The sequence below is a fragment of the Pseudomonas sp. TWRC1-2 genome, from assembly GCF_049896685.1.
In the GTDB taxonomy this organism is placed as follows: domain Bacteria; phylum Pseudomonadota; class Gammaproteobacteria; order Pseudomonadales; family Pseudomonadaceae; genus Aquipseudomonas.
The window spans coordinates 452,333-476,686 of the sequence record NZ_JAFCUU010000004.1; the positions used below are offsets into that span (position 1 = coordinate 452,333).

At 62.0% G+C, this 24,354-nt stretch carries 25 protein-coding genes; 17 read left to right on the top strand and 8 right to left on the bottom strand.

What is annotated here, in order from left to right; genetic code table 11:
• Positions 1–6: 6 nt before the first annotated feature.
• Positions 7–1,200 (bottom strand): 4-hydroxybenzoate 3-monooxygenase, encoded by a 1,194-nt coding sequence (gene pobA, locus ACP7B3_RS14665; RefSeq protein WP_426179356.1) that lies wholly within the window; start codon positions 1,198–1,200, stop codon positions 7–9.
• A gap of 180 nt (positions 1,201–1,380) precedes the next feature.
• Between pobA and ACP7B3_RS14670 the strand changes: the two genes are divergently transcribed.
• Positions 1,381–2,265 (top strand): helix-turn-helix domain-containing protein, encoded by an 885-nt coding sequence (locus ACP7B3_RS14670; RefSeq protein WP_145162965.1) that lies wholly within the window; start codon positions 1,381–1,383, stop codon positions 2,263–2,265.
• On the opposite strand, the gene ACP7B3_RS14675 is transcribed toward ACP7B3_RS14670, so the two are convergent.
• Positions 2,258–2,434 carry a hypothetical protein gene (locus ACP7B3_RS14675; protein WP_164487913.1) on the bottom strand — a complete coding sequence of 59 codons (177 nt, stop codon included), beginning with the start codon at positions 2,432–2,434 and terminating at the stop codon, positions 2,258–2,260. The two genes, ACP7B3_RS14670 and ACP7B3_RS14675, sit on opposite strands and share 8 nt — an antisense overlap.
• Positions 2,435–2,533: 99 nt before the next feature.
• Complete coding sequence (locus ACP7B3_RS14680; RefSeq protein WP_145162963.1) at positions 2,534–3,439, bottom strand: LysR family transcriptional regulator; 906 nt, start codon at positions 3,437–3,439, stop codon at positions 2,534–2,536.
• A gap of 104 nt (positions 3,440–3,543) precedes the next feature.
• On the opposite strand from ACP7B3_RS14680, the gene ACP7B3_RS14685 reads away from it, so the two are divergent.
• Both ACP7B3_RS14685 and ACP7B3_RS14690 read left to right on the top strand, forming a co-directional pair.
• Entirely contained in the window at positions 3,544–4,410 is an 867-nt protein-coding gene (locus ACP7B3_RS14685; protein ID WP_426179360.1) for an MBL fold metallo-hydrolase, read from the top strand.
• Between the two features lie 33 nt (positions 4,411–4,443).
• On the top strand, positions 4,444–5,058 hold the full coding sequence (locus ACP7B3_RS14690) for an NAD(P)-dependent oxidoreductase (protein ID WP_145162959.1): 615 nt from the start codon (positions 4,444–4,446) through the stop codon (positions 5,056–5,058).
• A gap of 125 nt (positions 5,059–5,183) precedes the next feature.
• On the opposite strand, the gene ACP7B3_RS14695 is transcribed toward ACP7B3_RS14690, so the two are convergent.
• Positions 5,184–6,056 (bottom strand): LysR substrate-binding domain-containing protein, encoded by an 873-nt coding sequence (locus ACP7B3_RS14695; protein ID WP_426179363.1) that lies wholly within the window; start codon positions 6,054–6,056, stop codon positions 5,184–5,186.
• 110 nt (positions 6,057–6,166) lie between these two features.
• On the opposite strand from ACP7B3_RS14695, the gene ACP7B3_RS14700 reads away from it, so the two are divergent.
• The 4 genes from ACP7B3_RS14700 (at position 6,167) to ACP7B3_RS14715 (ending at position 11,711) form a co-directional block, all read left to right on the top strand.
• Positions 6,167–7,777 carry a 5-guanidino-2-oxopentanoate decarboxylase gene (locus ACP7B3_RS14700; protein WP_426179365.1) on the top strand — a complete coding sequence of 537 codons (1,611 nt, stop codon included), beginning with the start codon at positions 6,167–6,169 and terminating at the stop codon, positions 7,775–7,777.
• Positions 7,778–7,788: 11 nt separating this feature from the next.
• Entirely contained in the window at positions 7,789–9,231 is a 1,443-nt protein-coding gene (locus ACP7B3_RS14705; protein ID WP_426179367.1) for an aldehyde dehydrogenase family protein, read from the top strand.
• A gap of 219 nt (positions 9,232–9,450) precedes the next feature.
• Complete coding sequence (locus ACP7B3_RS14710; protein WP_426179369.1) at positions 9,451–10,638, top strand: cyanate transporter; 1,188 nt, start codon at positions 9,451–9,453, stop codon at positions 10,636–10,638.
• Between the two features lie 137 nt (positions 10,639–10,775).
• Positions 10,776–11,711, top strand: a complete 936-nt coding sequence (locus ACP7B3_RS14715) for a LysR family transcriptional regulator (protein WP_426179371.1) — start codon at positions 10,776–10,778, stop codon at positions 11,709–11,711.
• Positions 11,712–11,714: 3 nt separating this feature from the next.
• Here ACP7B3_RS14715 and ACP7B3_RS14720 read toward each other — a convergent pair whose 3' ends face one another.
• The 3 genes from ACP7B3_RS14720 to ACP7B3_RS14730 form a co-directional block, all read right to left on the bottom strand.
• Positions 11,715–12,077 (bottom strand): 5-carboxymethyl-2-hydroxymuconate Delta-isomerase, encoded by a 363-nt coding sequence (locus ACP7B3_RS14720; RefSeq protein ID WP_145162947.1) that lies wholly within the window; start codon positions 12,075–12,077, stop codon positions 11,715–11,717.
• 71 nt (positions 12,078–12,148) lie between these two features.
• Positions 12,149–13,336: a low temperature requirement protein A gene (locus tag ACP7B3_RS14725; protein WP_426179373.1), complete on the bottom strand. Its 1,188-nt coding sequence runs from the start codon at positions 13,334–13,336 to the stop codon at positions 12,149–12,151.
• A gap of 26 nt (positions 13,337–13,362) precedes the next feature.
• The gene (locus tag ACP7B3_RS14730) at positions 13,363–14,298 is read right to left on the bottom strand and encodes a LysR substrate-binding domain-containing protein (protein WP_106576984.1); all 936 of its coding nucleotides are present in this window, start codon (positions 14,296–14,298) and stop codon (positions 13,363–13,365) included.
• Positions 14,299–14,427: 129 nt separating this feature from the next.
• On the opposite strand from ACP7B3_RS14730, the gene ACP7B3_RS14735 reads away from it, so the two are divergent.
• The 4 genes from ACP7B3_RS14735 to ACP7B3_RS14750 all read left to right on the top strand — a co-directional run bounded on the left by ACP7B3_RS14735 (position 14,428) and on the right by ACP7B3_RS14750 (position 17,573).
• Positions 14,428–14,607 carry a hypothetical protein gene (locus tag ACP7B3_RS14735; protein ID WP_106576985.1) on the top strand — a complete coding sequence of 60 codons (180 nt, stop codon included), beginning with the start codon at positions 14,428–14,430 and terminating at the stop codon, positions 14,605–14,607.
• A 40-nt stretch (positions 14,608–14,647) separates the two neighbouring features.
• Positions 14,648–15,040, top strand: a complete 393-nt coding sequence (locus ACP7B3_RS14740) for a VOC family protein (protein WP_426179376.1) — start codon at positions 14,648–14,650, stop codon at positions 15,038–15,040.
• A 470-nt stretch (positions 15,041–15,510) separates the two neighbouring features.
• The gene (locus ACP7B3_RS14745) at positions 15,511–16,815 is read left to right on the top strand and encodes an MFS transporter (RefSeq protein WP_426179378.1); all 1,305 of its coding nucleotides are present in this window, start codon (positions 15,511–15,513) and stop codon (positions 16,813–16,815) included.
• Positions 16,815–17,573 carry a substrate-binding domain-containing protein gene (locus tag ACP7B3_RS14750; RefSeq protein WP_426179516.1) on the top strand — a complete coding sequence of 253 codons (759 nt, stop codon included), beginning with the start codon at positions 16,815–16,817 and terminating at the stop codon, positions 17,571–17,573. The genes ACP7B3_RS14745 and ACP7B3_RS14750 overlap by 1 nt, the downstream gene beginning before the upstream one ends.
• Here ACP7B3_RS14750 and ACP7B3_RS14755 read toward each other — a convergent pair.
• Positions 17,565–18,467: a LysR family transcriptional regulator gene (locus ACP7B3_RS14755; protein ID WP_106577295.1), complete on the bottom strand. Its 903-nt coding sequence runs from the start codon at positions 18,465–18,467 to the stop codon at positions 17,565–17,567. The two genes, ACP7B3_RS14750 and ACP7B3_RS14755, sit on opposite strands and share 9 nt — an antisense overlap.
• A gap of 425 nt (positions 18,468–18,892) precedes the next feature.
• On the opposite strand from ACP7B3_RS14755, the gene ACP7B3_RS14760 reads away from it, so the two are divergent.
• From ACP7B3_RS14760 to ACP7B3_RS14785, 6 genes are read left to right on the top strand one after another with little or no spacing between them, the layout of a single operon-like run.
• Entirely contained in the window at positions 18,893–19,744 is an 852-nt protein-coding gene (locus tag ACP7B3_RS14760; RefSeq protein ID WP_369300670.1) for an STAS domain-containing protein, read from the top strand.
• Between the two features lie 2 nt (positions 19,745–19,746).
• Entirely contained in the window at positions 19,747–20,109 is a 363-nt protein-coding gene (locus ACP7B3_RS14765) for an STAS domain-containing protein (RefSeq protein ID WP_106576990.1), read from the top strand.
• Complete coding sequence (locus ACP7B3_RS14770) at positions 20,106–20,510, top strand: ATP-binding protein (RefSeq protein WP_145162933.1); 405 nt, start codon at positions 20,106–20,108, stop codon at positions 20,508–20,510. Before ACP7B3_RS14765 ends, ACP7B3_RS14770 begins: the two co-directional genes overlap by 4 nt.
• The gene (locus tag ACP7B3_RS14775; RefSeq protein ID WP_242194042.1) at positions 20,501–21,508 is read left to right on the top strand and encodes an ATP-binding protein; all 1,008 of its coding nucleotides are present in this window, start codon (positions 20,501–20,503) and stop codon (positions 21,506–21,508) included. Before ACP7B3_RS14770 ends, ACP7B3_RS14775 begins: the two co-directional genes overlap by 10 nt.
• Positions 21,501–22,364 (top strand): sensor histidine kinase, encoded by an 864-nt coding sequence (locus ACP7B3_RS14780; protein WP_145162929.1) that lies wholly within the window; start codon positions 21,501–21,503, stop codon positions 22,362–22,364. The genes ACP7B3_RS14775 and ACP7B3_RS14780 overlap by 8 nt, the downstream gene beginning before the upstream one ends.
• Positions 22,354–24,288, top strand: coding sequence for a response regulator (locus tag ACP7B3_RS14785; RefSeq protein ID WP_426179382.1), 1,935 nt, complete (start codon positions 22,354–22,356; stop codon positions 24,286–24,288). The genes ACP7B3_RS14780 and ACP7B3_RS14785 overlap by 11 nt, the downstream gene beginning before the upstream one ends.
• Positions 24,289–24,354 lie beyond the last annotated feature (66 nt).

Sequence of the window (24,354 nt, forward strand, 5' to 3'; positions counted from 1 at the left end):
AGCAGGCTACTCGATAGCTTCGTAAGCAAGCCCGACGTAATTTTCTGCAATGGTTGTGCGCCCGGCCTGCGAATCGACGAAATACGCCAGCTCACTCTCGGCGATGCGCTGGCTGAAGCCATCCGCGTCCGCAAACTGGTGCAGCATGGAGGTCATCCACCAGGAAAACCGCTCGGCCTTCCACACCCGGCGCAGGCAGATTGCCGAGTACTGCGGCAATAAGTCCACGCGCCCCTCGCGATACACCTTGAGCAGGATGCGAAACAGCGTATTCACGTCACTGGCCGCCAGGTTCAACCCCTTGGCCCCGGTTGGCGGCACGATATGCGCCGCATCCCCGAGCAGGAACAGGCGCCCGTATTGCATCGGTTCCACCACAAAGCTGCGCAGCGGCGCGATACTTTTTTCGATCGACGGCCCGGTCACCAACTGTGCGGCCAGGGCGCTGGGCAGGCGGGTTTTCAGCTCCTCCCAGAAACGCTCATCCGACCATTCATCCAGCGCCGTTTCAGCCGGCACTTGCAGGTAATAACGGCTGCGGGTCGGCGAACGCATGCTGCACAGCGCAAAGCCGCGCGGGTGCTTGGCGTAGACCAGTTCGGCATGCACCGGAGGCGTGTCGGCAAGGACGCCCAGCCAACCAAAGGGGTAGACGCGCTCGAAAACCTTTAACGAATCAGCCGGAATGGATTGGCGCGCCACGCCGTGGAAACCATCACAGCCGGCAATGTAGTCGCACTCCACACGAAAGGCTTCGCCCTGATGCTCGAAGGTCAGCCACGGTCGATCACTTTTAAGGTCATGGGGCTGCACGTTGTGCGCTTCGTACAGCGTGAGGGCGCCGGCGGCTTCACGCGCTTGCATCAGGTCGCGGGTCACTTCGGTCTGGCCGTAGATCATCACCGACCGGCCGCCGGTCAAGCCCTTGAGGTCGATATGGCTGAGCTGGCCATTGAGCGCCAGCTCGAAACCGTCATGCACCAGGCCTTCGGCGTCCATGCGCTGGCTGACACCGGCTTCGCGCAGCAGGTCGACCATGCCTTGCTCCAGCACCCCGGCACGGATGCGGCCTTGCACGTAATCGGCCCGCTGGCGCTCTAGCACCAGCGTCTGGATACCCGCGTTGTGCAACAGTTGACCGAGCAACAGTCCGGAGGGACCGGCGCCGATAATGGCGACTTGGGTTTTCAGCGTTTTCATTATTTTTAGGGTCCGCAAGGCTCACCCGAACGGATGAGGTGAAAGAGTTGTCATTGATCTTGTTGCTGACATTTTTCACTTGAGTGACCGCCATAAGAAGGTGAAAACTGAGACAAAGCCTGCGCTTTTTGCCAATCGGGGCGATTACCGAACCACTATCCTGAGTATCGGATTGAAACCATGACCAAAACTGCCAGTACCGCGATTCCGGTCTTCAAGCTTTACGGGGAAAGCCAGCAATGGCCGACGCCCGATTTGTTGCACTGTGAAACCATTTCCCGGCGCAGTCGGGAATACCAGTGGGAAATCCAGCCCCACCGGCACGCGGACCTGTGCCAGTTGCTGTACGTGCATAAAGGCCAGGCGCAACTGGAAATCGAAGGCCAGCGCACCACGCTCGACGAGGCGACCTTGCAGGTGCTGCCGCCCTTGTGTGTGCATGGGTTTCGGTTTGCCGAAGATGTTGAAGGGTTCATCGTCACGCTGTCAGCGCCGCTGGTCAGCCATTTGCAGACGCAGCTGGGCTCGACGGTGGACGGCTTGCAAGCCCTGGGCAACTACCCGGCCGGCAAGGACAGCGACTACCTCAACAGCCTGTTTGCGCGCCTGCAGGACGAATACGCCGATGAGCAACCGGCGCGCGACATGATGATGCACGCTTTGGTCAGCGTGCTGCTGGTGTGGATCAGCCGCCAGGCCATCCAGCGTCGCCACGCGCGGGCACCGCGAGGGCGTGAATATTTCCGGCGGTTTACCCAACTGGTCGAACAGCATTACCGCGAGCACCCCAAGATCGAAGACCTGGCCCACAAGCTGGGCATCTCGGTTTCACACCTGAACGGCACGTGTCGGGAATTGGGTGGGCAACCTGCGCTGCAGATCATGCATGACCGCCAGTTGCTGGAAGCCAAGCGCCTGCTGACCTACACCAGCATGACCATCAATGAGATGTCGGAGGTGCTGGGGTTTTCCGACCCGACCAACTTCTCGCGACTGTTTCGGCGCCGGGTCGGGTTCTCGCCCAAAGCGTTCCGCGAGCAGTTGAAGGCCGAACAGCCTACCTGAGCGCGCTGAAACTGCCGGTACGCGGCAGGCACATGTCCTGATGGCAACTGACCGCAAAGGTCGGCTGCATGCGGGTCTGTTCAACCCGATAGGCAGCCGTGCCGTACAGCGCGGTAGCCAGGGCGCACAGGATGAAAATCATCAGGTACTTTCTGATTTTTAGAGTCATGGCACACCTCTGAACTGATCGACTCGGTGCTGTTTAAAGCATAGGTCAGCCAGCAAGAGTTGCCATTATTGGACGCCATTCAAGATCTTTATGTCGGGTTCAAAGGCCGACATCCCACACCGGTTCCTCAGGAAAGCGCAGCACCAGAAAATCCAGCAGGCTGCGCAGCGCCAACGGCATGTGCTTGCGCGAGGCGTACACCGCGTAAACATTCATTTGCTGGGGCTCCGCCTCGGGCAGCAAACGGATCAGTTCGCCGCTGCGGATGTAATCCCCCGCCTGATAACTGGGGAGCCGCGCCACCCCTGCCCCCGCCAATGTCACCCGTAACAGGGCGGTCGCCTCGTTAGCGCTGATATTGCCCTGTACCGCCACCGACACCGGCTCTGCGTTTTCGGTGAAGTGCCACAGGCTTTTGCCGAAGTAAGTGTGCGTCAGGCAGTTGTGCTTCGCCAGGTCGTGCACGTGCTGCGGACGCGGGTGCTCCAGCAGGTAGGCCGGGGACGCGCAAATGACCGAACGGCAGAGCGTCAGCTTGCGAGCGATCAGGTTGGGGTCCAGCTCAAAACTGGTGCGAATGGCCAGGTCGATACGCTCATCCACCAGGTTCACCGTACGGTCGAGCATCTGCAGATCGATACTGACCAACGGGTTGCGCTTGACGAACTCGGCCACGGCGTCCGCCAATTGCGCCTGGCCGAACGAGCTGCTGACACTCAGCCGTAGCTGGCCGCGCGGCGCTTCGTCCGGCTCGCTGACGGCGGCCTGCATGTCGTTGCACAACTCCAGCAACTGCCGCGCTCGAGGCAGCATTTCGCTACCCGCCGCGGTGAGGCTGAGCTTGCGCGTGGTGCGATGCATCAGCCGCGCGCCCATCCAATCCTCAAGCTCTGCCAGATAACGTGAAACGACCGGCCGCGACAGGTCCAGCTGATCTGCCGCCGCCGACTGGCTACCCAGGTCAACGACCGTGACAAACACCCGCATTGCTTGAAGACGATCCATGATTTGCACGCTTTCAGAAACAAACTATGTTCAAGCATGGCATTTTTTGTGACGTTTGGTGCAACTAAGCTCTGTGCATCACTTACCTGCTGCTGGAGCTGCACATGATCTCGACGCTTAAACGATTGGCCACGGCCATGGCCGCCCTGGCATTCGCCGCCCATGCCGCGGCAGCCGATCTGACGCTGGATGCTTATAACCCTGGTACCTCGGCGATGATGCCCGTCAGTTCGGTACTGGTCAGCGGCGAGCACGACGTCATCCTCGTGAACGCGCAATTCGGCAATGCCCAAGCCGAGCAACTGGTGACAAAGATTCGCGCCAGCGGCAAGCGCCTGACCACCATCTACGTCAGTGACGGCGACCCGGATTACTACTTCGGCCTTGAAGTGCTGACGCAGGCATTCCCCGCCGCCAAGGTGGTAGCCACCCAGCCGGTGGTCGACCATATCAAGGCCACCGCCGAGCAGAAACTCGCGTTCTGGGGCCCTAAGCTGGGTGCCGACAAACCGGCCAAAGCCATCATCCCGCAGGTGCTCCAAGGCCATAGCCTGAGCCTGGAAGGCAAGACGCTGGAAGTGGTCGGCCTGGACGGCCCGCAGCCGGACCGCACGTTCGTGTGGATTCCATCGATCAAGGCCGTGGTGGGCGGCGTTGTGGTGTTCGAGAACACCCACGTGTGGATGGCCGATACGCAAACCGCCCAGTCCCACGCTGACTGGCTGGCAACCTTGCAACGCATCGAAGACCTGAAACCGCGCACCGTGATTCCGGGTCACTACCTGGGTACACCCACTGTGCAGTCCGTGGCATTCACCGCGGGCTATATCAAAGCGTTCGATGAGGAAACCGCCAAGGCCAAGGATTCGACTGCGCTGATCGCGGCCATGAAAAAGCGTTACCCGAAACTTGAAGATGAGAGCAGCCTGGACCTCGGTGCCAAAGTCGCCAAGGGCGAAATGAAGTGGTGAATGGTTTTAAACCTTAACGTACTGGAGAGCGTCATGAGCAAGATCGCAATCATTGGTGCCACCGGCCGCGCCGGTAGCCAACTGTTGGAAGAAGCGCTGCGTCGTGGGCATACCGTCACCGCCCTTGCGCGTAATACCGGCACGCTGACCGCACGCCCGGGCGTCACCGTCAAACAGGTCGACGCCCTGGATGCCAACGCCCTGCAACAGGCGGTCAGCGGCAGCGACGTGGTGATCAGTGCGGCGCACTTCGCCACACTGCCGGCCAGTGCGGTGATCGGCCCGGTGAAGAACGCCGGCGTGAAACGCCTGCTGGTGGTCGGCGGTGCAGGTTCGTTGTTGTTGCCGGATGGCAGCCGAGTCATCGACAGCCCTGGCTTCCCGGCGGAGTACAAGGCCGAGGCCAGCGCCGGCGCTGAATTTCTTGATGCGCTGCGCCAGGAAAAAGAGCTGGACTGGACCTTCCTGTCGCCGTCGGCGGAGTTCGTTGAGACCGAGCGCACCGGAACATTCCGCGTGGGCCAGGATGATTTGCTGGTGAGCGCGCAAGGGCGCAGCTGGATCAGCTTTGCCGACTACGCCATCGCGTTGATCGATGAAGTAGAAACGCCGAAGCACTCGCGCCAGCGTTTCACCGTCGGCTACTGACGCCCCCTGTGGGAGCTGGCTTGCCTGCGATAGCATCACCGCGGCATGACTGACACACCGAGGTGCCTGCATCGCAGGCAAGCCAGCTCCCACACAAGCCCGCTCCCACTTTTAAGTCTGCGGTATTACATCGGTTGGGCTTGGCTCACCAGCCAATCCATCAGTGCTTCAAGCCCGGCCGAAGGCTCAGTGCCCGGCGGGTACACCAGGTAATACCCCATCCCGGTCGGCACGCGCAGTTCAAACGGTGTCGCCAGCCGCCCCGCCTTCACATCCTCGCCAATCAACGCACTGTCGCCAATCGCCACTCCCGAGCCCTGGGACGCCACCGTCATTGCCAGGTCCAGCGTTTCAAAATGATGCCCCTGGGCCAGGTTGCTCAAGCGCGTGTTCGCAGCCTTCAGCCACAACGCCCAATCGCGCTCGTCCCGCGTGGGGTGCAGCAGCACCTGGCGCTGCAAATCAGCCGGCGTGTGCAGGCTGGCGAGCAACGCCGGCGCGCAGACCGGGGTGAGTTGTTCATCGAATAAATGCCGCGCCTGCGCCGATTGCTCGGCGATGGGCGCATAGATCACCGCCGCGTCGAATTGCTCGCGGCGAAAGTCCACGGTGTAGGCCACGGTGGTGGTGAGTTCCACCGGCACGTCCGGGCGTTCCTTTTGCCACTGCATCAGGCGCGGCAGCAGCCAGCGCATCACGCAGGTGGAGGCCTTGAGTTGCAGGGTCTGGCGGCGGCTGCCGATCTGCTCCACCGCGTCGCCGATCAAGCCAAACACTTGCTGCGCCCGCAGCGACCACTCGCGACCCTCTTCGGTCAGGCTCAAGCCCCGCGCCTGGCGCTGGAACAAGGCGTAGCCCAAATGGCTTTCGAGCCCGGCAATCTGCCGGCTCACCGCACCTTGGGTGATGTGCAGTTGCTCGGCGGCGCGGGTGAAGTTGCAGCACTGGGCCGTGACCCAGAAGGTGTGCAGCGCGGGCAGCGGTGGCAAGCGTTTCATTGGGCGCAGCCATGACGTGGGGACATGGCTAGTATGACTTTTTATCGATTGTTGGCGCTACCGGCCTGCCGCTCCAATAGCGCCTCGAATCAACAACAAGAGCGACATGTATGGCGACCTGCGGCGAAGTATTGGTCAACCTCCTGGAACGCTACGGCGTAGACCAGGTGTTCGGCATTCCCGGCGTGCACACCGTGGAGTTGTACCGTGGCCTGGCGCGCTCGAGCATCCGCCACGTCACCCCGCGCCACGAACAGGGCGCAGGCTTCATGGCCGACGGCTATGCGCGCACCCGCGGTAAACCTGGCGTGTGTTTCATCATCACCGGCCCCGGCATGACCAACATCACCACCGCCATGGGCCAGGCCTATGCCGACTCGATCCCGATGCTGGTGATTTCCAGTGTGCAATCGCGCAGCCAATTGGGTGGCGGGCGCGGCAAACTGCATGAGCTGCCGAACCAGAGCGCGATGATCGCGGGCGTGGCGGCGTTCTCGCACACTTTGATGTCGGCGGCGGAGTTGCCTGGCGTGCTGGCGCGCGCGTTTGCGCTGTTCCAGGCCGGGCGACCGCGCCCGGTGCACATTGAAATTCCGCTGGATGTGCTGGTCGAAAACGCCGATGCCCTGCTCGGCAGCGAGCCGGTCAGCGTGGCGCGCGCCGGTGCCGCGCCGGCGGCAGTGAAGCAGATGAGCCAGTTACTGGCGGCAGCAAAACGCCCGCTGATTCTCGCCGGCGGCGGCGCCATCGAGGCGGCCCCCGAATTGACCCGCCTGGCCGAACGGCTCGGAGCACCGGTGGCCCTGACCATCAACGCCAAAGGCATGCTGCCGGCAGCGCACCCGTTGCTGATCGGCTCGACCCAGACGCTGGTCGCCACCCGCGCCCTGGTCGCCGAAGCCGATGTGGTGCTGGCCATCGGCACCGAACTGGCGGAAACCGATTACGACGTGACCTTCGCCGGGGGGTTCGAGATCCCCGGCGCGCTGCTGCGCATCGACATCGACCCCGACCAGACCGTGCGCAATTACCCGCCTCAGGTCGCACTGGTGGCCGATGCGCAGATCGCAGCCGAAGCGTTGTTGGCCGCGCTGGACAGCCAGGTATTGGGCGAGCGCGACCCTGACTGGGGCAGCCCACGCGTCGCGCGCCTGTGGGCTGAATTGACGCCCACCTGGGACGCCGCCACCCGCGCGCAAACCCTGTTTCTCAACACCGTGCTGGCGGAACTGCCCGGCGCCGTGCTGGTGGGCGACTCCACCCAACCGGTGTACAGCGGCAACCTGACCCTGAACCTCGACCACCCACGCCGCTGGTTCAATTCCTCCACCGGCTACGGCACCTTGGGCTACGCCCTGCCGGCAGCGATTGGCGCCTGGCTGGGACGCGGCGACGGGCAACCGGTGGTGTGCCTGATCGGCGACGGCGGCCTGCAATTCAGCCTGCCGGAACTGGCCAGCGCGGTCGAGGCGCGCGTGCCGGTCATCGTGCTGCTGTGGAATAACCAGGGTTACGAGGAGATCAAGAAGTACATGCTCAACCGCGCCATCGAGCCGGTTGGTGTGGACATCTACACCCCGGACTTTATCGGTGTGGCCAAAGCCTTGGGCTGCGCCGCCGAGAGCATTCAGGGTATCGCGCAGCTGCGCACGGCATTGCGCGCCGCCGCTGATCGCCAGGGGCCGACGCTGATCGAAATCGACCAGAGGCTGTGGATGTAGGAGGTCGCGGTATGAGCGCAGTATTGAACGGTGTGTTTATTGCGGGCGAATGGCGTGCAGGCCATGACGTCATCGAGGTGATTAACCCTGCCACCGAAGCCAGCCTGGCCCACGTCAGCGTGGGCGATGCGAGCACCGTGGCCCAAGCGGTAGAGGCGGCCAGCGCGGCCTTCATCGACTGGTCGAAAAGCACCGGCCGGGACCGCGCCGCCGTGCTGCGCAAGATCGCCCAAGGCGTGAGCGCCCAGCGCGAGCAGCTGATGCAGTTGCAGTCGAGCAACAATGGCAAGCCGCTGTTTGAGGCCGGCATTGATGTGGACGATGTGATCGCCACCTTCGACTACTACGCCGACATGTGCGACGACATGGACGCCGCGCAAGACCGCCCGGTGGCACTGCCCGGCGAGGACTTCAGCGCACGCCTGCGCCGTGAGCCCTGTGGTGTGGTCGGGCTGATTGTGCCGTGGAACTTCCCGATGGTGACCACCGCCTGGAAACTCGCCCCGGCCCTGGCGGCCGGATGTTGCGTGGTGCTCAAGCCATCGGAAGTCACGCCGTTGGCCGAGTTGCAACTGGCGAAGATTATTGCCCAGGCAGGGCTGCCGGCGGGTGTGTTCAACCTGGTCTGCGGCACGGGCCTGGCGGTTGGCGCACCGCTGGCCGCAGACCGCCGCGTGGCGAAGATGTCCTTCACCGGCAGTAACGCCGTCGGCGTGCAAGTGATGCAACGCGCGGCAGAAACCATCAAGGGTGTAAGCCTTGAGCTGGGCGGTAAATCCTCGTTGCTGGTGCTCGCGGATGCCGACCTCGACCTGGCGGTGGAGCTGGCCTGTGGTGGTGGTTTTTTCAACGCCGGGCAGATGTGTTCGGCCACCAGCCGCGTGCTGGTGGCTGACAGCTTGGCGGACGCATTCCTGCAGCGTTTGCAGACGCGGGCCGACGGGATTCGCGTGGCAGACCCATTTGCCGATGAGGTGGAAATGGGCGCGTTGATCAACCGTGCCCAGTATCAGCGGGTGCTGGGGCATATTCAGCGTGGCATCGCAGACGGCGCGCGTTTGCTGTGCGGCGGTGAACGACCGGCCGAACTGGCAAAGGGCTATTTCATTCGCCCGACCGTGTTTACCGATGTGCCGTTGAACAGCGCGTTGTGGAACGAAGAGATCTTCGGACCGGTGCTGTGTGTACGACGTTTTACCACTGCCGAGGAAGCCATTGCCCTGGCCAATGACAGCGATTTCGGCCTGGTCGCCAGTGTGGTGAGCGCCGATGTCGACACCGCCGAACGCGTGGCCAATGCCTTGCAGGCCGGGCTTGTGTGGATCAACGCCCCGCAGGTGATCTTCCCGCAAACGGCATGGGGTGGTTACAAGCAGAGCAGCATCGGCCGCGAGTTGGGGCCTTGGGGCTTGGCGGCGTTTCAGGAGATCAAGCATGTGATCCGCGCTCTCTAGCGACGCAGATCCCTTGTGGGAGCGGGCTTGCTCGCGAAAGCGGCGCATCAGGCAATGAATCTGCGAATGACACACCGCATTCGCGAGCAAGCCCGCTCCCACATTTTGAATCGCTGTGTGCCAGTCACCTGCAATTTTTAGATAGCCCCAACGATTTTCTGATTTGCTCCCCTCCCCCTTGCGTGGCCTGATTCGCCCTTGTCTCTTCAAGGTCCACCCATGGAAAACGTTCGCGCAACGCCCACCACCGCCGTCTGGCTGATGATCAGCGTCGTACTGGTCGCCCTGAACCTGCGCCCGTCGATGGCCGCCGTCGGTCCGCTGTTGTCATCGATTCGCGGCGATGTACCGTTGAGCTTCAGCAGCGCCGCCCTGCTGACCATGCTGCCGGTTATGGCCATGGGCCTGGCGATGTTCTTTGGCATGGGCCTGGGTAAACGCGTTGGCGAGCACCGCAGCATTGTGCTGTCGCTGCTGGTGATTGGCTTGGCCACGCTGTCGCGACTGTTTCTGGATTCGGCGCCAGGCTTGATCGTCAGCGCCATCGCTGCCGGCGTCGGTATCGCGATGATCCAGGCATTGATGCCGGCGCTGATCAAGACACGCTTCAGCGCCAACGTCTCGCTGTTCATGGGCCTGTACGTCACCGCCATCATGGGGGGCGCGGCACTGGCCGCTTCGTTCGCGCCGTTGGTGCAGATGCAGACCGGCAGCTGGCGCATCGGCCTGGCCATCTGGGCGGCGCTCGCCCTATTGGCGCTGGTGTTCTGGTACGCCCAGCGTTCGGCAATGCCGCCACTGCCCCAGGCCGCCGCCGGCGCGCAGGAATCGTTTTTCGGCAATCGTCGCGCGTGGTTGCTGGCGATCTTCTTCGGCCTCGGCACCGCCTCCTACACCTGTGTGCTGGCGTGGCTGGCGCCCTACTACGTGGAGCAAGGCTGGAGCGAACAACATGCCGGCTTGCTGCTGGGGTTCTTGACCGCCATGGAAGTCGTGTCCGGCCTGATCACCCCGGCCATCGCCAACCGCCGTCAGGATAAACGCGGGGTAGTCGCGGTGTTGCTGGTGCTGATCATCTGCGGTTTCTGCGGCCTTATTCTCAGCCCTCAATACCTGAGCCTGCTGTGGCCTTGCCTGCTGGGCCTGGGCATTGGCGGTCTGTTTCCGATGAGCCTGATCCTGTCCCTCGACCACTTGGACAACCCGCGCCGCGCCGGTGGCCTGACCGCGTTCGTGCAAGGCATCGGCTACCTGATTGCTGGCCTGTCGCCACTTATTGCCGGGATGATCCGCGACCAACTCGGCAGCTTCGAATGGGCCTGGTGGTCATTGACCGCCGTGATAGGGGTGATGCTGCTGATCGTCACGCGGTTCAATCCAAAGCATTACGCGCGACATATCCGCTGACGTCGTATTGCCAACATTTTTTGTCCCACACCAAACATAGAAACGCCCTACAGAGCTTTCTATTGGCACGACCGTTCCGTTAAGCTTTTGCCCTTGTCGCGCGCTGCCTCAGTGCCAAGGCTTACCGGATGGAACGGATGCTAAACAGTAATTTGCTCAGAAAGCTCGATATGCAGGACTTGATGGTGTTCATCGCCGTCTACGACCAGAGCAGCGTTACCGAGGTGTCTGAAACGCTGTTCGTCAGCCAGTCCACTGTGAGTTACAGCCTGAAGAAACTGCGCACCAGTTTTGAGGATGAGCTGTTTATCAACACGCGGGCAGGCATGCGGCCTACGTACAAAGCCACGACCATGTACGGGCATGTGCAGAAGATCCTCGAGAGCATCAACCTGTGCCACGCCGGTGGCCAGACCTTCGACCCGACGCAGAAGGCCGTGACCTTCAATGTGTGCGCGCCGGAGTACTTTGAGCAACTGATCCTGCCGCGCCTGTTGAAGAACTTCGACCGTGCCGACCTGCCAGTGATCGTCAATGTGCAAAAGCTGGAAACCGAGATTCCCGCCGAGGACTTGCGCGAAGGTCGCCTCGACCTGGTGATTTGTTTCGGCCCCAACTTTCACCGCGCCCACAAAGACTTCAAGGTCCAGATGCTGCTGGAAGATGACTTGGTGTGTGTGTTCGATAAACGCGCGACCCCGCGCGAGCCGGGGTTCAGCCTGCAATCCTTCGTCGAGCGCCGCCACGTGTTTCCCACGCCCTGGAGCTCCCACACCAACATGATCGACGGCTGGCTGGCACGCCAGGCCCACAAGCGCCAAGTGGTCGCCAGGGCCAACAGTTACAGCGCTGCGTTGAAGATGATCACCGGCACCGACTTCATCGTCACCCTGCCGCGCCGTGTGCAAAAGCTCTTGGCGCCCGCCAGCGTGTTCGGCCATTGCGAGGCGCCCAACGGGCTGCCGGGGTTCACCCTGGACATGCAGTGGAACGAAACCAGCGGCCAGGACAGCGCCAATACCTGGTTTCGTGAGCAGGTGGTGAAGGTATGCGCCGATCAGGGGTTGTTGTAGCCCTCAGCCAATCGCGACTTTGCTGTAGGAATCGCGATCCATGTCGACCAGCAGGACGCTGAGTTGAACCTGAATATCCGCCGGCCATTCGCCCTGGTCCTGCAACGCCGCCAACAGGCTTTCCGACAACTGCTTCTTGACCTGCGGCGAGCGCCCGCTGAGCAGTGACAGCTTCAGCGCAATAAACCCGCGCGGGTTGAGTGAGGTGCCGACCTGGAACGTCTCAACCTTGACGGCGCGGCTTTTGATATCGAACTCGGAACCGAACTGCCCGGACGCCATCAGCACATTGTTGAGCCGCAACAGGGTTTTCTCGACGGCCAGGCCGGTCAGATTGGCGGTGTATTCCAGGTGCAGGTGCGGCATGAAAAGCTCCGAATAGTTGTAGGAAAAAGGGCCATACATATAGCACGCAGCCGAACCGAATCAGAACGCTTTCAGTGTGAAACTTCGTTCAGGCTGGGCAGCGCGCGGTTTTCCCAAACGGCCACGATCACCAACACCGCCGTGGTCAGCGCGCCCAGCACCAAGGCCGAAAACACCTGCTGCAACCCAAGCGGCAACACCACCAGCAACATCAACAACCCGCCGAGGTGCGACAGCGGTGGCAATGACCGGTCACTCATTACCCACTTGAACAACGCGCTGCCCACTAGAAACAACCATGGGCCGGCGATTATCGCCACCACGCCAGCCTGGCTGGCATGGCCCGGATGCACCAGCACCAGTTCGTCGGCCACCGCGCTGACAATGATGCCGGCGACAATCAACACGTGCAGGTAGGTATAGGCAACTCGCGCCTGGCGGCCCGGGTCGGCAGAGCTGGCAATGCGGTGATGGGCGCGCTCGGCGCCGCTGTCGAAATAGATCCACCACAGCGCAATGCTGCCCACCACCGCCACCAGGAATGCGCCCAGGCCTTCCACGCTCCAGGGCAATTGGGCAAAGGTGGCGCCGGTCACCAGCAACGATTCGCCAAGGGCAATGATCACAAACAGGCCGCAGCGTTCGGCCATGTGGTTGCCTTCGACGTTCCAGTCCGCCAGGGTCGAACGCCCCAGGCCCGGTACCCAGAAATACACCGACGGCGATATCAGTTCGATCAACAGCGCCAGCGCCCAGAAGGCCAGCCGTTGTTGGCCTTCGAGCAGGCTGCCGGTGATCCAGAACACGCCGGAACACAGCATCCACGCCAGGATTCGCTGGAAATTGCGAATCATGTTCAGCGATTCGCCGCGCACTGCCCACAACGCAAACAGCGTGCGTCCTACCTGCATGAATACGTAGGCGCCGGCAAACAGCACACCTCGGTCGGTAAAAGCCTTGGGGATCGAGGAAGACAGCAGCAGACCGGCCACCATCAACCCGAACAGGCCGAGGCGGATCGGGATTTTTTCCGGATCGAGCCAGTTGGTGATCCACGACGTGAAGATCCACACCCACCACACCGCAACCATCATCAGCGCCACCTGCACCGCCCCGCCCAGGGTCAGGTGCGCCAACAGCGAGTGGGACAATTGGGTCACGGCGAACACGAACACCAAGTCGAAAAACAGCTCGACCATGCCGACTTTGCCGCTGTCACGACTGCCGCGCCCACGCAGCAAGGAACGGGATGGAATCATCGTTGGCACTCCCTGGAGGGGTTATCTCAAGATTTTGTCGCCAGCACCGGCAGCATGTCGCGCTCGCTCATGAACGCCTCCAGCCGCGAGCGCATCCAGCGTTCCGCCGGGTCGGTGTCGACGTGGCTGAGCCAGACCATGGACAAGTCCAGGGTCGGGGTTTCGAACGGAAACGGTTCGCAGAACAGGTTGCCGCCAGCGGCCATGGCCTGGGCGGTGTAGTCCGGCAAGCTGGCGATCATGTCGGTGCCGGCGAGCAGCGCCGGCAGCGCACTGTATTGCGGCACCGACAGCACCACATGGCGCTTGCGGCCAATTTCGGCCAGCCATTCATCGGCAAACCCGGACACGTTGGCGGTGTGGGACACCAGCACATGAGGGCGTGCGCAATATTCGTCGAGGGTCAGCGGTTTATCCGAGGCGTCGGCGCGCAGCAGGCAGGGGCGGATATGCCGCAGCAGTTTACGCTTGGCGTTCGCCGGCAGGCCGCGGGTCTGGGTGATGCCGACGGTGATATCGCCGGACGCCAGCAGGTCAGGGATGCGCCAGTAATCCACGTGCTGCACCACGAACACCACCAACGGCGCTTCCTGGCGCAACGCTCGCAGCAAGGGCGGCAGCAGGCCGAACTCGACGTCATCGGACAAGCCGATGCGAAAGGTCATGGTGCTCTGGGTGGGGTCGAAATCGTGGGTCAGGCTCAGGGCCGACGAGAGTGAATCCAGGGCCGGCGACAGGTGCTGAATGATCTCCTCGGCGCGCGCGGTGGGTTCCATACGGTGGCCGACGCGAATAAACAGCGGATCATTGAACAAGGTGCGCAAACGGTTGAGGGCCGAACTGATCGTCGGCTGACCGAGAAACAGCTTCTCCGCCACCCGCGTGACATTGCGCTCGAGCATCAGTGCTTCGAAGACCACCATCAGGTTGATGTCGGCCTTGCGTAATTCATTGCGATTCATCGGCACCTGCCCCTTTCCCCAAGACAAGCCGCAGTTTAGAAAGCCCGCGGGGCTGCGTCTATGTGAACACTGTTCATCCGGCGGCTTTGGGATTATAAATCAGCGCTTGAAGGCCGCAGGAACACCATCGTGCTGTTCATTATTGCCCTGGCCATTGTGGTGGCCGGGTTTTGTCTCTGGGTAGTCAAGGGGATCGCCAACCCCACGGTGAGGACGCTGACGCGGGTGTTTGTCGGCCTGTGCCTGGCAACCGTGATCGCGTTTGTGGTGTTGGCGTGGGGGGTTCCCGTCTCCGTGCTGCTTTCATGAGCCGTTGCATTCATCCACTCTCAGCAAGGACCGCCTGATCGTGAAATTTGCCTACACCATCATCTATGTACCCGACGTTGCCGCCTCTCTGATGTTTTTCGAGAAGGCCTTCGGCTTCAGTCGCCGTTTCCTGCATGAATCCGGCACCTACGGCGAGCTTGAAACCGGCGACACCACGCTCTCGTTTGCAGCGCATGCGTTGGGCGAATTGAATTTCGACGGTGGCCATGTCCAGGCGCATGCCTCTAAAAGGCCGCTGGGGATGGAGGTCGGGTTTATGACCGAAGACGTGTTCGTCGCCCATGCCAAAGCGCTGGCCCACGGCGCGACAGAGCTGGCGCCACCCGCCACCAAGCCTTGGGGCCAGGTGGTGTCGTATGTGCGTTGCCCGGATGGCACGCTGGTGGAATTGTGTACGCCGATCGTAGGCTGAACACAGGTTTAATGTGGGAGCGGGCTTGTTAGTGAAGGCGGTGAATCAGTGAGCCTGTTGGTTACTGACGCAGTGCCTTCGCGAGCAAGCCCGCTCCCACCTTTAGACTGCGTTCGCTCATTCAATCAGGGCTTGAGCGGCCGCTCCTGGTCTCGCTCGGAAAGCTCCGTACCATCGTCCGGATGCTTCCAGGTCTGCGGCTTTTCCTCTTCAGGCTGCCGCCGAGGTTGCTCACGCTCGTGCTCATCCCGGTGCTCGTGTTTGTCAACCATTGCCACCTCCCATCCGTAAGAATCGCTCACCGCTTCAAGCATAGAACAGTGGCGAGATTTTGGACGCGCACAGCGATTGATAGCCATGACGCATCAATGTATCCAAATTACTCACTTATCATTTCTAAATGTGTCAGCCACTATCCGCGGTCTTAAGCGAAACAAGCACTTTAAAAAGAACGCTGGAGACACAAAACCATGACTAGCCCTTCCCGGCCCGACTCTGCCCGCTCGAAAGTAGGTGCGGTATTTCGCGTTACTTCGGGCAACTTCCTCGAACAGTTCGACTTCTTTCTGTTCGGCTTCTACGCCACCTACATCGCCGCCGCGTTCTTCCCCGCCGCTAATGAGTTTGCGTCATTAATGATGACCTTCGCAGTGTTCGGTGCTGGCTTCCTGATGCGGCCGTTGGGCGCGATTATTCTGGGTGCCTATATCGATGACGTCGGTCGCCGCAAAGGGTTGATCGTGACCCTGTCGATCATGGCCAGCGGCACGCTGTTGATCGTGTTGGTGCCGGGTTACCAAACCATCGGCCTGTGGGCGCCATTGCTGGTGCTGTTGGGCCGCCTGCTGCAAGGCTTCTCTGCCGGTGCGGAGCTGGGCGGCGTGTCGGTTTACCTGTCCGAAATGGCCACCCCGGGCCGCAAAGGTTTCTACACCAGCTGGCAGTCGGGCAGCCAACAGATCTCCATCGTGGTGGCCGCCGCATTGGGTTACGGCCTGAACGTGTGGATGCAACCGGCCGTGGTTGCCGATTGGGGCTGGCGCATTCCGTTCGCCATCGGTTGCATCATCATCCCGTTCATCTTCGTACTGCGGCGTAACCTGCAGGAAACCGAAGAGTTCGCCAACCGCAAGCATCGCCCGACCATGCGCGAAGTGCTGGCGACCCTGGTGAAGAACTGGACCGTGGTGATCGGCGGCATGCTGATGGTGGCGATGACCACCACCGCGTTCTACCTGATCACCGTGTACGCCCCGACCTTCGGCAAAACCGTGTTGCAACTGAGCACCTCCGACGCCCTGTTGGTGACCTTGCTGGTGGCCGTGTCGAACTTTGTCTGGCTGCCAATCGGCGGCACCCTGAGTGACCGTTTCGGCCGCAAGCCGGTGCTGGTGGCGATGACTGTGCTGACCGTGATCACCGCCTACCCGGCACTGTCGTTTGTGGTCAACGCACCAAGCTTCGGCCACATGCTGGAAACCCTGCTGTGGTTCTCGTTCCTGTACGGCATGTACAACGGCGCGATGATCCCGGCGCTGACCGAAATCATGCCGGTGGAAGTGCGCGTGGCGGGCTTCTCGCTGGCCTATAGCCTGGCGACAGCGATCTTTGGCGGCTTCACGCCGGCGATCTCCACCTGGTTTATTCACATCACCGAAGACAAGGCCTCGCCGGCCTACTGGATGATGTTTGCCGCCTTGTGCGCGCTGTGCTCGACCCTCGCGTTGTACCGCCGCGCCAATACCCGCGGGCAGGTGATGCAGGGGGCCGTATGATGAAGGCGCTGTGCAAAACCCTGACCGCCCTGGCCCTCGGCGCTTTGGCGCTGACGGCCCAGGCCGAAGAACTCAAGGTGATGACGTCCGGGGGCTTCACCGCCGCCTATAAACTGCTGGGCCCGCAGTACGCCCAGCAAAGCGGCGACACCCTCGACACCATTCTTGGTCCGTCCATGGGCAAGGCGCCGGAAGCGATTCCCAACCGCCTGGCCCGTGGCGAACACGCCGACGTGGTGATCATGGTGGGTTATGCCCTGGATGACTTGATCAAGCAGGGCAAGGTCGACAAAGCCTCGCGGGTGGAGCTGGCCGATTCACGCATCGGCCTGGTGGTCAAGCAAGGCGCCGCCAAGCCGGCGATCGGCACCGATGCCGAGTTGAAAGCGGTGCTCAGCCAGGCCAAGTCCGTGGCGTATTCGGACAGCGCCAGCGGTGTGTATGTCGAGAAGGAGCTGTTCAAGAAGCTCGGCATGCCCGCCAAGGGCAAGATGATCGAGCGCATCCCGGTGGCCTCGGTGGTCGCCAAGGGTGAATACGAAGTGGGTCTGCAGCAGGTCGCGGAATTGCTGCCGGTGCCGGGCGTGACTTACGTCGGCAAGATCCCGGAAGACGTGCAATCGGTGACGCGCTTTGCGGCGGGCATTCCGGTCAACGCACAACATCCGACGCAGGCCAAGGCACTGTTGCAGTACTTGGCCTCGCCCGAGGCGCAACCGCTGGTGCAATCCACCGGGTTGGACTCGGTATCACACTGACCGAAACGGCATCTCCCGCACCAACCGTTCCAATTCCAGCGCCGCCGGTGGCAACGTCCGCCCGCGGCGCTTGATCAAGCCCACATTGCGCATCACCTGCGGTTCTACCAGCGGCACGCTTACCAGAATCGGGTGCGTGCCCGCCGGCATCGCAATCGACGGCACCATCGCCACGCCCAGCCCCGCCTCCACCAATCCGATCATCGTGGTCACGTGGTGGGTCTCGCAAATACTCGGTTTTTTCACCCGCACGCCACGCAGCGCCTGGTCAAGCAGGAAGCGGTTGCCCGAGGTTTTGTCCACGGTGATGTAGTCGTGCTCGTAGGCCTCGGCCCAGGTCACGCTCTCGCGCTCGGCCAACGGATGATCACGCCGACAGGCCAGTACGTAGCGCTCCTGCAATAACAGTTCAAATTCCACTTCGTCGGCCAGGCTGCCACTGAAACTCACGCCAAAATCCGCCTCGCCACTTTCCACCGCGTTGCACACCTCGCCGGCGCTGGCGTCCAGCACGCGCAGGCGAATCTTGGGGTACAGCTTGTGGAATTCGGAGATTACGTGGGGCATGAAGTAGTAAGCGGTGGACGGCACACAGGCAATGGTCACGTTGCCCATGCGCGTGGACGCGACATTACTGATGCCCATCAAAGCGACATCAAGGTCGTCGAGCATGCGCTCCACTTGCGGCAGGAATGCCCGCCCGACCATGGTCAGGCTGACGCGCCGCGTGGTGCGTTCGAACAACTTCACCTCGAGGGCGGACTCAAGCTTTTCGATACGCCGGCTCAGCGCCGGCTGCGAGATGCGGATGGCCTCGGCGGCGCCGCGAAAACTGCCCTTGTCTACCACGGCGCGGAAAGCCTGGAGGTCGTTGAGGTCGAAGTTGATGATCACGGGATGGGCCAGTGTGGTCGATTTGGGGGGCATTATCGTATGGGCTGTGGTGACGCGCCATGTATGCCTGCACGGGTTTGAATTGATAACCCGGCTACAACGCTGAAGCCAGTGATATAAGCGCGTTATGTGCGCCCGCACCGCAGCGACCTGCTACCTTCACTGCGTATGACGCCTTATCGGCGCCACTCGCAGGTACGGTGGATAAAACCCGTGAGACAGGTGTCGATACACACAGTGTTCAAGCGAGGGCAGCGCCGACGCCGCGCGCTTGCGCCAGGACGGGAACTGATTGGCTTGGATACCAACGCCGAAAGTTAGCAATACCGTGGGATTTCAACACGAAAAATCCACGAAACAATTTAAAACAACCCAACTTAGTATAAATTGCACGCGAACAACCAAAGCCGTTCAAGGAGACTCCCGTGGCAACTCTTCAAGCTCATACAATCCAGGCGCTGCAAACCCAACGCCCTGCCCTGCTGACCGAATGGATTACGAGCCTCGAGGCTTCGGGAGCCACGCGAAACGTCAAGGGTGATGACGTCAAACAGCAAGCTGGCGACTTTCTTAATCTGCTGATCGACGCGCTCCTGCAAGGCGGCTCACAGCAGATAAGCCATGAAAACTGGGCCGAGACCCGGGTCTTCCTGGAAAAGCTGTCGCACAGCCGCGCCTTGATCGGCCAGGACTCGCAACAAACCGCCAGCTTCATTTTCGCCCTTAAAGGCCCAGTGTTCACCTTGCTGCAACGTGAGTACGCCGAACAACCGGCGCAACTGGCCGAGCAACTCTGGGAAGTGTCCGAACTGCTCGATTCGCTGGGCATGCACACCATCCGCACCTTCCAGAAGTCCCGTGAGTCGGTCATCAAACGCCAGCAGGAAGAATTGCTGGAGTTGTCCACCCCCGTGGTGAAGCTGTGGGACGGCGTGCTGGCCCTGCCGATGATTGGCACCCTGGACTCGCAACGCACCCAGGTGGTCATGGAGTCGCTGCTGCAACGCATCGTCGACACCGGCTCGGAAATCGCCATTATCGACATCACCGGCGTGCCGACCGTCGACACCCTGGTGGCCCAGCACTTGCTGAAAACCGTCACCGCCATCCGCCTGATGGGTGCCGACTGCATCATCAGCGGCGTGCGCCCACAAATTGCCCAGACCATCGTGCACCTGGGTCTGGACCTGCAAGGCGTGGTGACCAAAGCCAACCTGGCGGATGCCCTGGCGCTGGCGCTCAAACGCCTGGGCGTCACCATCAGCAAGGCTGTCTAAGCATGGAACGCATCCCTATTTTGCAGATGGGCGAGTTTTTGCTCGTGACCATTCAGGTCGACATGCACGACCAGCTGGCCATGACGCTGCAGGACGACCTGTCCGAACGCATCAGCCGCACCTCGGCGCGCGGCGTGCTGATCGACATTTCGGCGCTGGACATGGTGGACTCGTTTATCGGGCGCATGATCGGCACCATTTCCGGCCTGTCGCGCATCATGGATGCGCAGACCGTGCTGGTGGGCATGCAACCGGCGGTGGCCATTACCCTGGTGGAACTGGGCATGACCCTGCCCGGCGTGGCGACCGCATTGAACGTCGAGCGCGGCATGAAACTGCTGCGTGACCGGGTAGAACACTTATGAGCCAAGCCAGCAGCGGCACGCATCCCGTGCTGATTGAACAGGACGTTGTGCTGGCCAGACAATTAGTACGCAGGCTGGCCCAGGACTGCGGCATGCGCCTGATCGACCTGACCAAGCTGGTCACGGCCGTCAGTGAGCTGGCGCGCAACACCGTGGTCTACGGCGGTGGCGGGTACATGGATTGGAGCGTCGTCGAAAGAGACCATCGCCCCGGCCTGCGCCTGACCTTTCGCGATGAAGGCCCCGGCATCCCCGACCTCAAGCTGGCCCTGACCGACGGCTGGACCTCCGGCAGCGGCCTGGGCCTGGGCCTGACCGGCGCCAGGCGCCTGGTGGACGAGTTTGAACTGGACACCGCACCCGGCAAGGGCACACGCGTGACGATCACCCGATGGACCTGAATATTCCCAGCGCCTTGACCCAAGTGCTTTTGATCGAAGATGTCAGCCAAATCGGCTATGCCCGGCGCAGTGCCCAGCAGCTTGCCGAGCTGCTGGGTTTTGATGAAACCGACGCCGGGCGCGTGGCCCTGGTGGCGACCGAACTTGCCAGCAACATCCTCAAGCATGCCACCCATGGCGAGCTGCACCTGCGCGCCACGGGCAACCAGGGTGTCGAAATGATCGCCGTCGACCGTGGCCAGGGCTTCGACCTGGAAAGCTGCCTGGTGGATGGGTTCTCCACGGGCGGCACGCAAGGCATCGGCATGGGCGCCATCTCACGCGTGGCCCAGGTCTTTGATGTGCATGCCGATCATCGGGGCACCGCGATGTTGGCGCGGCTCTACCCTCGCACCTCGAACGCGCGGGATATCCGCTATGGCGTCAGCCAGCATTCCTTGCACAACGATCCGGCGTGTGGCGACGCCTGGCACCTGGCAATCGAAGCGGGCCGGTTCAGCGTGATGGTTGCCGACGGCCTGGGCCATGGCAGCGAAGCCGAGCGCGCGGCGCGCGCGGGTGAAGAGATGTTCGCCCAAGACCCCTTCCAGGACTCGACCACACTGTTCAACGACATGCATATCGGCATGAACGGCACCCGGGGCGGCGCAGTGGCCGTGGCGCAATACGACGCCGTGGCCGACCGGCTGCGTTTCACCGGCGTGGGCAATATCGGCGCCAGCCTGATTGGCTTCGGCAAGTCGCGCGGGCTGGCGTCCCACCCAGGCATCGTCGGCGTGCAGTTTCGCAAGGCGCAACCCTTCGACTACGCTCAGGTCAGCGGCCAACTGCTGATCCTTTACAGCGACGGGCTGCAGTCACGCTGGAACCTTGCGGACTATCCCGGGCTTTGCCACCGCCACCCCGCCCTGATTGCCGCCATCCTTCACCGTGATTTCTGTCGCGGCCGGGATGACGTTACCGTCTTCGTGATTGCCCTGGAGGCCATTGATGGCTGACACCATTGCTTCGCTCACTGAGCAAGTGCGACGCCTGCACCAGGAAGCCGACGCCTTGCGTACCGAGTTGGATGAGACCAACCAGGGTGTGCTGGCACTGTATGCCGAACTGGATATGCAGGCCGATCAGTTGCGTCAGGCATCAGACCTGAAAAGCCGCTTCCTGTCGTACATGAGTCATGAATTTCGCACGCCCCTGGGCTCGATCCTGAGCATCACCAGCTTGCTTGCCGATGAACTCGACGGCCCTTTGAGCCCCGAGCAGCAGACCCAGGTAGGCTTTATCCGCAGCTCGGCGCGCGAGCTGCGGGAGATGGTGGACGACCTGCTGGACCTGGCCAAAATCGAGGCCGGGCGCATCACCATCTCGCCTGCCTGGTTTGACATGTTCGACCTGTTCTCGGCATTGCGCGGGATGTTCCGCCCGATCGTCGACGCCTCGTCGGTGGACCTCATCTTTGAAGAGCCCTCGGGCTTGCCCAAGCTCTACACCGATGACAAGAAGCTGGCGCAGATCCTGCGCAACTTTATCTCCAATGCCCTGAAGTTCACCTTGCAAGGTGAGGTGCGCGTGTCGGCACGCATGGAAAGCGCGCACGAGATCCGCTTTGCGGTACAGGACACTGGCCTGGGCATTCCTGCCGAGCTGCACAACAACCTGTTCGAAGACTTTTCCCAGATCGACTCACCGCTGCAAAAACGCCTGCGCGGCACCGGCCTGGGGCTCTCGCTGTGCAAGCGCTTTGCCGAGTTGCTCGGTGGCCGGGTCGGGGTGCAAAGCGCTCCCGGCGTTGGGTCGATGTTCTTTGTGATCATTCCTCTGTCTATCGCGGGCGGGCCTGCCGATGAATCGTGACATCCAACTGCTGATCGTCGACGACAACGCCGCCACCCGCTATGCCCTGCGCCGACGCCTGGAAAGCCATCACTACCGTGTACTCGAAGCCGGCACCGGCCAAGAGGGCCTGGACCTGATCGCGAGCAAAAAGATCGACGGGCTCATCCTCGACGTCAATCTGCCGGACATGAGTGGCTTCGACATCGTACGCGCGCTGCGCGCCGACCCGGCGACCGCCCTGCTACCGGTGGTGCATGTCTCGGCTGCGTCCATCGAGACGGGCGACATCATCACCGGCCTGGACGCCGGCGCCGATGCCTACCTGATCCACCCGGTGGACCCGGACGTGCTGCTGGCGACCCTGCGCACCTTGCTGCGCGTGCGTGACACCGAATACGCCTTGCGCGAGAGCGAGGCGCGCTTTCGCGAAATCTTCTTCAACATCAGCGCGCCGATAGCCGTCATGGACCCGCAGTTGAAGGTGCATGAATGCAACCACGCGTTCGCCCAACTGATCCAGGACAACCTGAACCCTGACGCCTTGCTCGAATGCTTCGCCAGCGATCAGCGCGCCGTCATCCAGGAGTTGTGCCTGCGTCTCGCCGCGGGAGAGCGCTGGAAAGGCACCTTGCAAATGCAAGTCGACGGCCAGGTGCGCGAAACCGAGTGGCAAATCTCGCCTTATCGCCGGGCCGAACTGAGCCTGGTGTTTGTCGAAGACGTCACCGAGCATCGCCATCGCGAGCGCCATCAGCTGGCCGAGCTGACCAACGCCACCACGCAACTGGCGCGCACCGAGGCGCAGTTGCTGCAGGCACAGAAGATGGACGCGCTGGGCAAACTCACCGGCGGCATCGCCCACGACTTCAACAACCTGCTGACCGGGATTATTACCAGCCTTGAGCTGATCAAAAAACGCCTCGACACTCAGCATACCGAGAAGGTCAAGGCTTATGCCGACGCCGCATTGAGCTCGGCCCTGAGCGCCGCCGGCCTGACCAACCGCCTGCTCGCGTTTGCCCGCCAGCAGCCTCTGGACACGCGCCCGGTGGATATCAACGCGCACATCCGCTCACTGGAAGAGCTGCTGGTGCGCACGATCGGCGAACATATCGCGCTCAAACTCGAGCTGACGACCCACCCGGCCGTGGCGCTGGTTGATCCGATCCAACTGGAAAGCGCTGTGCTGAACCTGGTCATCAATGCCCGCGATGCGCTGCCCAAGGGCGGCAATATCTGGGTGACCACCTACCCTGCCTACTCCAACGGCAACCTGAAACTGGAAAACGGCGCCTACATCGCGCTCTCCGTGCGCGATAACGGCGTGGGCATCGAACACACTGTGATCGACAAAGTGTTCGACCCTTTCTTCACCACCAAGCCGCTGGGCCAGGGCACGGGGCTTGGGCTGTCGACCATCTACGGCTTTGCGCGCCAGTCCGGCGGCGACGCACAGATCCGCAGCGTCACCCGCCAGGGCACCGAGGTCACCATCATGCTGCCCGCTGCCTCGGGCCCGGCGAGCGTAACCACCAAGCCCGTCGCGGCGCCCGGGCTCAGCAGCGGCGAACACGTGCTGATCGTCGAGGACATGCCTTCGGTGCGCAGCTTCGTCGCCGAGGTGCTGGTCGACGCCGGTTACCGCTGCAGCCTGGCGGCCGACGGTGATGAAGCGATCGCCACCCTGAACCAGGACACCAGCATCGACCTGTTGCTTACCGACGTGGGCCTGCCTTACATGACCGGGCGTGAATTGGCCGATGTCGCCCGAGGCCTGCGTCCTACGCTGCCGATTCTGTTCATGACCGGGTATGCGGAAAACGCGGCGAATCGCCAAAGCTTCCTGGGGGAAGGCATGGACCTGATCTCCAAACCGTTCCATATCGATGAGTTGCTGGAGAAGATCCGCCGCGGGCTGGACGGCCTGCCAGGCACCCAGTAAGGGGGACACGCAGGCCGCCCAGGCTAAATTGCAGGATGCTGTGCGGTGACAGGCTTGGTACCGTGA